The sequence below is a fragment of the Flavobacterium sp. UGB4466 genome (assembly GCF_903469665.1).
Taxonomy (GTDB): Bacteria; Bacteroidota; Bacteroidia; order Flavobacteriales; family Flavobacteriaceae; genus Flavobacterium; species Flavobacterium lipolyticum.
Genome location: NZ_CAGKLC010000120.1, coordinates 1 through 11217, shown reverse-complemented (window position 1 = coordinate 11217; position 11217 = coordinate 1). Strand labels below are relative to the sequence as shown.

Annotated in this window: 11 protein-coding genes; 8 read left to right on the top strand and 3 right to left on the bottom strand. The window is 36.2% G+C overall.

Going from position 1 to position 11217, the window contains the following annotated elements; genetic code table 11:
• The 6 genes from JO950_RS19355 to JO950_RS19325 form a co-directional block, all read left to right on the top strand.
• Positions 1 to 204: GxxExxY protein (locus tag JO950_RS19355; RefSeq protein ID WP_202704114.1), on the top strand; the 204-nt coding region annotated here is incomplete at its 5' end.
• A gap of 56 nt (positions 205 to 260) precedes the next feature.
• Positions 261 to 1214 carry a cyclase family protein gene (locus tag JO950_RS22325; protein WP_237732395.1) on the top strand — a complete coding sequence of 318 codons (954 nt, stop codon included), beginning with the start codon at positions 261 to 263 and terminating at the stop codon, positions 1212 to 1214.
• Between the two features lie 29 nt (positions 1215 to 1243).
• Complete coding sequence (locus JO950_RS19340) at positions 1244 to 1645, top strand: GNAT family N-acetyltransferase (protein WP_202704113.1); 402 nt, start codon at positions 1244 to 1246, stop codon at positions 1643 to 1645.
• A complete protein-coding gene (locus JO950_RS19335) occupies positions 1642 to 1992 on the top strand; it encodes a DUF4260 domain-containing protein (protein WP_202704112.1) in 351 nt (116 codons plus the stop codon). Before JO950_RS19340 ends, JO950_RS19335 begins: the two co-directional genes overlap by 4 nt.
• An 8-nt stretch (positions 1993 to 2000) precedes the next feature.
• Positions 2001 to 2372, top strand: coding sequence for an MmcQ/YjbR family DNA-binding protein (locus JO950_RS19330; protein WP_089076787.1), 372 nt, complete (start codon positions 2001 to 2003; stop codon positions 2370 to 2372).
• 71 nt (positions 2373 to 2443) lie between these two features.
• A complete protein-coding gene (locus JO950_RS19325; protein WP_202704111.1) occupies positions 2444 to 3151 on the top strand; it encodes a PH domain-containing protein in 708 nt (235 codons plus the stop codon).
• 111 nt (positions 3152 to 3262) lie between these two features.
• On the opposite strand, the gene JO950_RS19320 is transcribed toward JO950_RS19325, so the two are convergent.
• On the bottom strand, positions 3263 to 4363 hold the full coding sequence (locus tag JO950_RS19320) for a DUF4407 domain-containing protein (RefSeq protein ID WP_202704110.1): 1101 nt from the start codon (positions 4361 to 4363) through the stop codon (positions 3263 to 3265).
• 269 nt (positions 4364 to 4632) lie between these two features.
• Here JO950_RS19320 and JO950_RS19315 point away from each other — a divergent pair, with 269 nt between their 5' ends.
• On the top strand, positions 4633 to 7443 hold the full coding sequence (locus JO950_RS19315; RefSeq protein WP_202704109.1) for a TonB-dependent receptor: 2811 nt from the start codon (positions 4633 to 4635) through the stop codon (positions 7441 to 7443).
• 75 nt (positions 7444 to 7518) lie between these two features.
• Positions 7519 to 8574, top strand: coding sequence for a phytase (locus JO950_RS19310; RefSeq protein WP_202704108.1), 1056 nt, complete (start codon positions 7519 to 7521; stop codon positions 8572 to 8574).
• A gap of 180 nt (positions 8575 to 8754) precedes the next feature.
• On the opposite strand, the gene pckA is transcribed toward JO950_RS19310, so the two are convergent.
• Positions 8755 to 10359: a phosphoenolpyruvate carboxykinase (ATP) gene (gene pckA / locus JO950_RS19305; protein WP_202704107.1), complete on the bottom strand. Its 1605-nt coding sequence runs from the start codon at positions 10357 to 10359 to the stop codon at positions 8755 to 8757.
• A 301-nt stretch (positions 10360 to 10660) separates the two neighbouring features.
• Positions 10661 to 11047 carry a DUF423 domain-containing protein gene (locus JO950_RS19300; RefSeq protein ID WP_202704106.1) on the bottom strand — a complete coding sequence of 129 codons (387 nt, stop codon included), beginning with the start codon at positions 11045 to 11047 and terminating at the stop codon, positions 10661 to 10663.
• Between the last annotated feature and the right edge of the window lie 170 nt (positions 11048 to 11217).

Here is an 11217-nt window from a genome sequence, read left to right as displayed (position 1 = left end):
AAATTAGATATTGGTTATCGTTTAGATATTTTAGTAGAAAATAAATTAATTTTGGAGATAAAGTCAGTCGATTGTTTAAATGAAGTTCATTTTGCTCAATTATTAACTTATTTAAAACTAACCAATTGTAAATTAGGTTTATTAATCAATTTCAATGTTTGTTTAATAAAAAATGGTATCAGGAGAGTAGCAAACAATCTTTAATAAAAAATTCTGGCGTTCTTAGCGTAAACCTTAGCGCCCCTTGCGGTTAAACAAACATGATAGCAAAAATCAACAACTTCGAAATCGACTTATCAAAACCCATTGATATTTCAATTCCGTTAACGAATACTGACGAAAACCCGATTGCCTGGTACATCGAAAAACCAGTCATTGAACCAGTCGTTTTTGGTGATTGGATTGGGAAGGTCTCTGAAGGAAAATCATCTACTAATTTCAATAATATTTTCTTCAACCCTCACGGCCATGGAACGCATACAGAGTGTTTGGGACATATTACGAATGACTTTTTCAGTATCAATCAGTGCTTAAAGCAATTTTTCTTTACTGCCCAACTGATTACAGTTGAGCCCGAAAAAATGGGTGATGATTTGGTAATTACGAAAGAACACATTTCGGCTTCGCTCAATGTGACAAATGCCTCAACTTCGCTCAATGTGACAAATATTTCGGCTTCGCTCAATGGGACAAATGCCTCAACTTCGCTCAATGAGACACATACTCCAACTTCGCTCAATGGGACAAATGCCTCGGCTTCGCTCAATGAGACACATACTTCGACTTCGCTCAATGGGACAAGTGATTTGGCTTCGCCCAGCAAAACAATTGAAGCTTTAATTATTAGAACGCTTCCAAATCAAAAGGATAAAAAATCAACGAAATATTCCAATACCAATCCGCCCTATTTATCAGAAGAAGCGGCAATTTTCATCCGCGAAAGCGAAATTCAGCATTTATTGATTGATTTACCAAGTGTTGACAGAGAACATGATGAGGGAAAATTACTGGCACACAAAGCGTTTTGGAATGTAAAAGACACCCACAATCTCAATTCCGACGCACGATTAAACGCAACCATTACCGAAATGATTTTTGTTTCGGATGAAATCGAAGACGGAGCCTATATACTAAATCTCCAAATTGCTTCGTTTGAAAATGATGCAAGTCCAAGCAAACCAATATTATTTCAGATTTCAAATCTTACAAGCTAAAGTCTTAAATATAAAATCGATCCTCTAAAATGATAACCGTTTCAACAGATAAAAGCAAACTTGATGTTCCATTTATCCAAAATTTCCTGAAAGACATTTACTGGGCTGCCGGAAGAACTATCGAAGAGGTGCAAACAACGATAGATGCTTCGGTTTGTTTTGGCATTTATCTTAATGATGAACAAATTGGTTTTGCAAGAGTCATTACCGATTATGTTGTTTTTGGCTATGTAATGGATGTTTTTATTACCGAAGAACAACGTGGCAAAGGATATTCCTCTATTTTGGTAGAACACATGATGAACGATCCACAGCTCAAAAAAATTCAGATTTGGAGGTTAGCCACCACTGATGCTCACTTTTTATATGAGAAATTTGGTTTTAGTGCTTTACAACATCCCGAAAAAATGATGGAAAAGAAGATATCATGAAAACAATACTCAAACTTGAAGAACTGGGAATGTTTATTCTCGGAATCTATTTATTTAGCCTTTTAAACTATCAGTGGTGGTGGTTTTTAGTCTTCATTCTGGCTCCTGATTTTTCTATGACGGGTTATCTATTTAATTCCAAAATTGGTGCTTTATCCTACAACCTGTTCCACCATAAAGGAATTGCAATAATAATTTATACCTTAGGTTGTTATTTAAAAATAGAATACATCCAACTTATCGGAATCATTTTGTTCTCTCATGCTGCGATGGATCGTTTTTTCGGTTATGGTTTGAAATATCAAAAAGGTTTTAAGTATACACATTTAGGTGAAATTGGTAAATAAAAAATAATATGAATCTGGAAACGTACTACGAATATTGTCTTTCAAAAAAAGGAGTCAGCGAGCACTTCCCTTTTGACGAGGACACTTTGGTTTTTAAAGTTGGCGGAAAAATGTTCGCATTATCCTCCTTATCACAATGGGAAAAAAACGAACCCTCGGTTAACTTAAAATGTGATCCCGAACGTGCTCAGGAACTAAGAGCCGAATATGAAGAAATCAAACCCGGATTTCATATGAGCAAAGTGCACTGGAATACGATCGCTCTCAACGGAAGTTTACCAACCGCTTTCGTTAAAGAATTGATCGATCATTCGTATGAATTGGTTTTCAAAAGTTTGACAAAGAAAATTCAGAATGAAATTATCGAATTAGAAAATTAGGCATTACATTTGCAGCATAAGACCAAAAAACTAGCAACTCAGTTACCATGTAACTTAGCAACTTATCAATCATGAAAGAACAATTTAAAAAATTTCTGAACGAAGAACAAGACCCTAAAGCGATTGAAAAAATCACTTCGAAGCTCAATGATTTATTGATGAAAAACGAAGAAATCGGGTACATTGCGGTTCAAAAAAAACCTGCAATTACTGTTTTTCCGGATAGCATAATCTTAACCAACAAACGTATTATTATCTGCAAACCTAAAAACTTAGGTTTATCAATGGATTTTACAGATTATACCTGGGATGATATAACAAGCACTTTTGTAAAAGAAAACATTTTAGGTTCTGAATTCTCATTTGGCACCAAAACTGATCTGACCATTTCGATCGATTATATTCCGAAAACTCAGGCCAGAAAAATTTATACATATGCTAAAGAGCAATTGGATTTGTTAAAAAATCCTACTGCTTCTGAGACTCCAATAACTGAAGCAACACCAATCGTTGAAGATGATTTTGAAGACGACGTAGAAGAAGTTGAAACGGAAGAAGTAACCAGTTTTGCTGAGATTTTGCCTGCTGCCGCTACTCCTTATGAAACTTTTGAACCTATTCAACCCGCTCCAGCTTCTACAGGAGAACGTAAATTAAGCGACTTATCCAAAGAAGAACTTTTTGATAAACTGCAGAATTATAAAAAACTGCTTGACAATGGTTTAATCATGCAAGGGGAATATGATACCTATAAAAAAGAGATTTTAAGCTATATGTAATTTAGTCTTAAAGTCTTAATGCTCTTGTTGATATCAACAAAAAAGCCAGAATAGAAGTTTTTCTATTTCTGGCTTTTTTACTTTATGACTTTCGACCTGCGACTTTACGACTTACAAAGTAGCTTTCTGCTTCTCTACAAAACTATTCGATTGCAGCTCCAGTAACTCTTTTGCATTTTTACGCTGTAAATCAAAAAGACCTCTGTCTCCGGCAATATCAGCGTATACTTTATCGTGCATTTCGGCACTGGTTCTCACCAATAATTCACGCTGGTATTTATTTTGTTCCAAAGTCGCTTTCATAGCCGTTTCGGCTTCTTCCTGTTTGAAATCAAATTCGCCTTTAGGAGCCAGTAATTTTGCTATAATTGGAGAAGTCTCAATTGCCAGAAACAACAGCATGATAAAAAATGAAGGAAGCCAAGGTAACTTATTCAAGGCATTAATGCGCGCCATTAATCCGTCAAAACCTTCAATGATGGGCTGTGTCTGCGTGACTTTTTTATCTAAGTCAGTCTGTAATTGTTTTCCTGTTTTTTCTTTCTCGGCAATTTTTGCTTCGTTAGTAGTCTTTAAAGCTGCAAGCTCTTTTAAAGCCGCATCATGTTTATCTCGTTTTTCCTTATAAACCGGTCCTTTCCCCAGTTTCTTCGTTCCCGAAGTCCCTTCAGCTTCCGTGATATAAGTAGAGTACAAAGCATTTACTTCTTTTTCTTTCGTCAGAATATCATTTTTCAAAGCAGCAATCTCAGCCTTGTTTTTATCTAAATCTGATTTAAAATAATTACCTACCTGCTTTTTATTCGCCAATTCCATCTCATTTTTTTCTTTCAATAAAACGGTATTGATTTCTTTTTCGAAAATTTTAATTTCCAGAGGTTTCGAAATTACAATTGCTATAATAATAGCCAATATAATTCTGGGAGTGGCCTGAATAAATTCATCCATAAAACGATCCCTTTTTTTAATCGTCGAAACGATAAATCGGTCCAGATTAAAGATGAGCAAGCCCCAGACAAATCCAAAAGCTAAGGCCGGATAAAGAGAGTCAAAAACGGTAAAAAGCGCATAAGCACTGGCCAGAAAAGCCATAACGGCAGTAAAAAAAACCGTGGCGCCAATACCAACATATTTGGTTTGTTCGCCATTTGAACAGCCTTCGAGCAGATCCCGATCGGCTCCGGAGCAAAGGATAAAAAATTGTTTTAACATGATTGATGATTTTTGATTGATGATTATTTCGTCAGTCCGCCCTTTGGGCTCCTGTGATAGGGCAAATTTAGCGCCAAAAAATTAAATTCTAAGTTAAATAGTTCATTTCTTTTAAGTTGGCTTCTTAAAAAACATTTCTCATTTAAATGTTATTTCAACATTAATCTATTTTTAATATAAATGACGAATCATAACACTATGTTAATTTTTTTTAAGTCCTTTAATAACATTCAGGTTCTAGTTTCGCAGCAAATCAAACTAAAACACAAATGAAAAAAATTTATTTAGTAATTACACTTCTGTTTTTAGCCTTATCTGGTTATGCTCAAAAGGCCATAATCTCAGGAAAAGTGCTGGATACAGATGACAAACTTCCTTTACCGGGAGCAATGATTCAAATTGTAGGTGAGAACAAATACACTGTTACAGATTACAACGGTCATTTTGAATTGCTTAGCATAAATGCAGGAACCTACCAGTTACAGGTAAAATATATTGGATACACCGCTCTCACAAAAGAAATTACAGTGGAACAGGGTAAAAACAACGTAATTGATTTTGCGCTTAAAACTTCGGGAACTGAATTGAACGAAGTTGTGGTGGGAGACATCTTAAAAGGTCAGGCAAAAGCCCTGAACCAACAAAAAAACAACAAAAACATTGGAAACGTAATCTCTTCTGACCAAATGGGGCGTTTTCCGGATGCCAACGTTGGGGATGCCTTAAAGCGTGTTCCGGGAATCACAATGCAAAACGATCAGGGTGAAGCCCGTAACATTATTATTCGCGGACTTGCTCCTTCATTGAACTCTGTTACTTTAAATGGAGATCGTATTCCATCAGCAGAAGGAGACAACAGAAATGTACAAATGGATTTGATCCCATCGGATATGATTTCGACAATTGAAGTCAACAAAACCTTAACTTCCGATATGGATGCAGATGCTATTGGAGGTTCTGTAAACCTGATCACAAGAGCTACACCAAATGGAGAGAGAATTTCTGCAACACTGGCCGGAGGTTATCTGCCAATTCGTGAACACGCCTCTTATACCGCCGGACTGGTTTATGGAAATCGTTTTCTCGACAATAAACTGGGAGCCGTTTTCAGCGGATCTTATAACAATGTGAATTACGGATCTGATAATATTGAGAACGAATGGGTAAAAGATAAATTCGGAAATGAATACTTACAGGCATCCGAGATTAGAAAATACGATGTACAGCGTATTCGTCGCAGCGGATCTGTGGCATTAGATTACAAATTTGATGAAAATAACACCATTTTTGCCAATGCCATTTACAACTGGAGAGACGATAGAGAAAATCGTTTCAGAACTACTTATGATGATATTCAGCCCATTTATAATGGTGGACAAATTACAGCTTTTAAAGGCCGTGTAAAACGTCAAACCAAAGGTGGGTCTGACAATAATCGTAATAAAAACAGCCGTTTAGAAGACCAACGTGTTCAGAATTATTCTATTCGTGGAGAACATTTAATCCACTCTAAACTGGATTTGGACTGGTCGGCCAATTATGCAAAAGCCAGAGAATACCGTCCGGAAGAACGTTATATCGAATACCGCCAAAAAGGTTTGGACTTAACTCAGAATCTATCTGATATCGAATTTCCGTTAATCGCAACCACCGGAGAGTCGCTGGACAAATTCAAGTTCCAAACGGCTACCGAAAATACAAATGAAACCAGCGAAAGTGAATTTGGAGCAAAAATTAATATCCGTTTCCCTTTTACTATTATACCATCTCAAAAAGGCAGATTAAGAACCGGACTCCGTCTTCGATTGAAAGAAAAAGAAAGAAACAACAATTTCTTTGCCTACACACCAATCAATACTGATATGGCTTTGCTGTCGCAGATTCCAAACAGTTTCTATGACGGTCAAAACTTTAATCCGGGTAGTAAATATGTTCCGGGTAGTTTTGCTTCAGCTAACTTTTTAGGAAGTTTAGATTTAAACAACGCTGCGTTATTCAACAAAAAAGCAGATCCATCAGAATTCTTAGCAGTAAATTTTAATGCCAAAGAAAACATTTATGCCGCTTATGTAAGATGGGATCAGGATTTTAACGATAAACTGTCTATGGTTTTAGGTTTTAGAGTAGAAAACACTCATATTGATTATACCGGAAACCGTGTTTTGGATGAAGAAAAATTAGAAAGTCAAATCAATACGACCAACTCTTACACTAATTTATTGCCAAGTATTTCATTCCAATACAACGCGACCAAAGATTTAGTTTTAAGAGCTGCCGCTACAACCGCTTTGGCCAGACCGGACTATTATGCTTTGGCTCCATATGTAAACAATATTGCTGCCGAAAAAGAAATTACAGCCGGAAACCCGGATCTTGATGCCACTTACTCGTACAATTATGATTTCATGGCCGAAAACTATTTCAAATCTGTCGGACTAATTTCAGGAGGTGTTTTCTATAAAAAACTGGAAAATTTCATTTACAATTATAGCGACAACCAATACACTGCTGCAAAATTTGCTGCTGATTTCCCAAACCAGGCAAATCCAATTCCGGCAGGTGAAAACTGGTCGTTTTTACAATCCAGAAACGGAGATACTGTTGATGTTTATGGCTTTGAAGTCGCTTTTCAGCGTCAGTTGGATTTCCTTCCGGGGAAATTCCTTAAAGGATTTGGTATTTATCTGAACTATACCTATACCAAATCTAAAGCAAAAGGAATCGCAGATGAAGATGGAAACGAAAGAAACAACATCAGTCTTCCGGGAACCACTCCGCATATGTTTAATGGCTCTTTATCCTGGGAAAACAAACGTTTTTCTGCCAGAGTATCGACCAATTTCACTTCAGATTATTTAGATGAGTTGGGTTCAGAATCTTATAAAGACAGTTATTACGATAAACAATTTTTCTTAGACGCAAACGCTTCATTCAAAATTACATCAAAGCTTCGTCTTTTTGCTGAAGCCAACAACTTAACCAATCAGCCTTTGCGTTACTATCAGGGAGTTAAGACACATACCAAACAAGCAGAGTACTATCAGGCCCGATACAATTTCGGCTTGAAACTTGACTTATAATAATTTACACCTAAAATCCTTACATTAGACAGAGCCCAACAGTTCTGTCTAATGGTATTAAAAATCGAATCCATAATGAAAAATAAAACGATACTCGCCTTTATACTTTTAAGCACTTTATTCATCGCTTGTAAAGAGGACAAACTAGCACCTGTAGCTGCAAATGCTGTAAAACCAACCGTTGTTACCGAAGCCTTGCCACACGACACAGATGATCCTGCGATCTGGATTCACCCAACAGATTCTTCTAAAAGCATTATTATAGGAACGGATAAAGATACAGACGGTGCTTTGTACGCTTTTGATTTAAAAGGAAAAATCATTGCAAAATCTGAAGTTTTAAAACGCCCGAACAATGTTGATATCGCTTACGGCTTAATCGTAGATGGAAAAAAAGTGGATGTTGCTGTTACTACAGAACGTGAATCAAACAAAATAAGAATCTTTAGTTTACCTGATTTAAAAGCAATTGACAATGGTGGAATCGCTGTTTTCGAGGGTGAAGAATTACGTGATCCAATGGGAATTGCTTTGTATACCCGAAAAACGGATGGCAAAATCTTTGCTATTGTAGGCAGAAAATCAGGACCATCAGGAAGTTACTTGTGGCAATACGAACTTTCAGGAAATGGAAAATTGGCAACAGCAAAAGTCGTTCGAAAGTTTGGTGCCTACAGCGGGAAGAAAGAAATCGAAGCTATTGCAGTAGATAATGAATTGGGCACTGTTTTGTATTGCGATGAACAATTCGGAATCAGAAAATACAAAGCCGATCCTGCCTTAAACGACAACAAAGAACTCGCCATTTTTGGAAAAACTGGTTTTAAAGGAGACAATGAAGGAATCGCGATTTACAAGAAAACAGATTCTACCGGATACATTCTGGTCTCCAACCAGCAAGCGAACACTTTTATGGTGTACCCAAGGGAAGGAGCAAATGGCAATCCGAATAGCTACCCACTTTTAGCAGAAATTCCAACATCGACTATTGAATGTGATGGTGCCGATGTTACCAGCATCAATCTAGGCGGAAGCTTTAAAAATGGCCTTTTCGTAGCCATGAGTAACGGGATGACCTTTCACTACTATGCCTGGGATTTGATCCAGAAACGTATTGATGAGAAGAAATAAGTTTACAGTCGCAATTAGCAGTCGCAGTCACAGTTTGCAGTTTCTTAACTGCGACTGAAAACTGTAACTGAAGACTCCGAAGACTGAGACTGAAGACTGAGACTGAGACTGAGACTGAAAACCAAACAAAAAAGCTGTTCATAACGAACAGCTTTTTTTAGTTTGAATTAGTAATCTTCCTTATTCTATGATCGGTGCACCTGCCAAAATTTCGGCATTGGCAAATTCTTCAAATTTCGCGAAATTAGCTTTGAATTTCTGAGCCAATTCAACTGCTTTTTTGTCGTACAACTCAGGATCTTCCCAAGTGTTTCTAGGATCTAAAATTTCATTTGGAACATTTGGACAAGTTTCAGGCTGTGCAATTCCAAATACTTTATGATTTTTAAAGTTTACGTTATCCAATTCTCCGTTTAAGGCAGCGGTAATCATGGCACGAGTGTATTTCAACTTCATGCGGCTTCCCGTTCCGTAAGGACCACCTGTCCAACCTGTATTGATCAACCAAACAGTTACGTTAGCTTCTTCCATTTTTTTAGTTAGCATTTCTGCGTAACGTGTTGGGTGTAACGGCATGAATGGTGCTCCAAAACAAGCTGAGAAATTAGGCTGAGGCTCTGTAACCCCTGCTTCAGTTCCGGCAACTTTAGCGGTATATCCTGAGATAAAATAGTAAGCAGCCTGTCCAGGAGTCAGTTTTGAAATTGGAGGCAAAATTCCGAAAGAATCCGCCGTTAAGAAAAATATATTCTTAGGATTATGTCCAATAGAACCTGGCTGAATATTGTCGATATGAGTAATTGGGTAACTTACACGTGTATTTTGAGTGATGGAAACATCATCATAATCTACCTCGTTTGTTCCCGCTTTGAAAACCACATTTTCTAAAAGCGCTCCTTTTTTGATCGCTCTGAAAATGTCCGGCTCGTTTTCTTCTGTAAGGTTAATTACTTTTGCATAACATCCACCTTCAAAGTTGAAAACTGTATTTTCTGCAGTCCAGCCGTGTTCATCGTCTCCGATTAACTTACGTTGCGGATCTGCTGATAAAGTAGTTTTTCCTGTTCCTGATAATCCGAAGAAAATTGCAGTATCTCCTTTTTCACCAACATTCGCACTACAGTGCATTGGTAAAGTATTTTTGAAAACCGGCAAAATGAAGTTTAATGCAGAGAAAATCCCTTTTTTCATTTCTCCTGTATACCCTGTTCCTCCAATAAGTGCGATCTTTTTAGTAAAATCTAAAATAGCAAAATTAGACTGACGCGTTCCGTCTACAGCAGGATCTGCCATAAAACCCGGAGCACAAACTACCGTCCATTCCGGAGTAAAATTAGTCAATTCTGACTCTTCCGGTCTTAAAAACATATTGTAACAAAACAAATTAGACCATGCTGTTTCCGTAACAACACGAACATTTAATCTGTAATTAGCATCAGAACAAACATAAGAATCGCGAACAAAAACTTCTTTATTTGATAAATACTGTGTTACCTTATTGTATAATCTTTCAAAAGCATCCGGTTCAAAAGAAATGTTAACATTTCCCCACCAAACCTGATCTCCGGTAATACTATCTTTTACAATATAACGATCCTGAGGAGAACGTCCTGTAAATTCGCCCGTATTAATTGCCAATGCTCCCGTGGAGTTCTCAACACCTTGACCTGATTGCAAAGTGATCGCATGTAATTCATCTGCAGATAGTTGATATCGAACCTTTGCATTTTCAATTCCTAATTCTTTCAGCGAAATCGATTGCGTGAAAACTGTGTGACTGTCCATAAATTTTTAGTTGTGTGTGATGTTTAAGAGAATGCAAAATTATATAATTTATTATTAAACCTTTAAAAAAATTTAAATTTCACTTTTATTTATGCTAATTAGTTAAAATTTAAACTCCTAAAATGAATAAAACAAAAAATAAATGCCTCTAATTCATTTTTCTATAACCCTATAAATGAATTTGTTATATTATTTATGCATTAAAGCAAAAAACAATGGAAACTCACATAAACAAGATTATATGTTATTTATGAGACAAAATTAAAGATTAATTTTTAGATAGAATTTTTTATTCGGTATTTTATGATTTTCTCCTCAAAATCGTAACAAATAATAACGCCCAGGCAATAATTAATAAAAAACCACCCAATGGAGTTGCGAATACGATAATTTTAAAATCAAAAACCGTGAGACTTTTTGTGGCTAACAAATAGATAGATCCGCTAAAAAGCAGCACACCGGCCACAACCAAATTGTAGATTGTTTTCACCGTTTTCTCGGCGATATCTTTTCGGGTCGAAAGAAAAAGTAAGAATAAGGCATGATACATTTGATAACGAACACCAACTTCAAAAGTATTTAATTCTTCTATAGACAAGTATTTCTTCAGTAAATGCGCCCCAAAAGCGCCTAAAATGATCGCTAACATTCCCATAAAAGCAGCTGCCAAAACAATTCTTCTTTTCATATTTTCTATAACTTTCGATTCTCATACAAAAATACTTCAATAGTCCTTAAAAAGCATTTTAGTTTTGAAAAATATTTATCATTAAAAAGAATTTCCATTTTTTTAGCATTAAAAAAAAGCATCCAATATTTTTATGAAATTAAAATTGTTATATATTTAACATTTTAATA

Excerpts from the sequence above, each read along its gene's own strand:
- JO950_RS19300 (WP_202704106.1), bottom strand. The coding sequence starts at position 11,047 with ATGAAAAGAAGAATTGTTTTGGCAGCTGCTTTTATGGGAATGTTAGCG.
- pckA (WP_202704107.1), bottom strand. The coding sequence starts at position 10,359 with ATGGACAGTCACACAGTTTTCACGCAATCGATTTCGCTGAAAGAATTA.
- JO950_RS19315 (WP_202704109.1), top strand. The coding sequence starts at position 4,633 with ATGAAAAAAATTTATTTAGTAATTACACTTCTGTTTTTAGCCTTATCT.
- JO950_RS22325 (WP_237732395.1), top strand. The coding sequence starts at position 261 with ATGATAGCAAAAATCAACAACTTCGAAATCGACTTATCAAAACCCATT.
- JO950_RS19330 (WP_089076787.1), top strand. The coding sequence starts at position 2,001 with ATGAATCTGGAAACGTACTACGAATATTGTCTTTCAAAAAAAGGAGTC.
- JO950_RS19310 (WP_202704108.1), top strand. The coding sequence starts at position 7,519 with ATGAAAAATAAAACGATACTCGCCTTTATACTTTTAAGCACTTTATTC.
- JO950_RS19320 (WP_202704110.1), bottom strand. The coding sequence starts at position 4,363 with ATGTTAAAACAATTTTTTATCCTTTGCTCCGGAGCCGATCGGGATCTG.
- JO950_RS19325 (WP_202704111.1), top strand. The coding sequence starts at position 2,444 with ATGAAAGAACAATTTAAAAAATTTCTGAACGAAGAACAAGACCCTAAA.
- JO950_RS19340 (WP_202704113.1), top strand. The coding sequence starts at position 1,244 with ATGATAACCGTTTCAACAGATAAAAGCAAACTTGATGTTCCATTTATC.
- JO950_RS19335 (WP_202704112.1), top strand. The coding sequence starts at position 1,642 with ATGAAAACAATACTCAAACTTGAAGAACTGGGAATGTTTATTCTCGGA.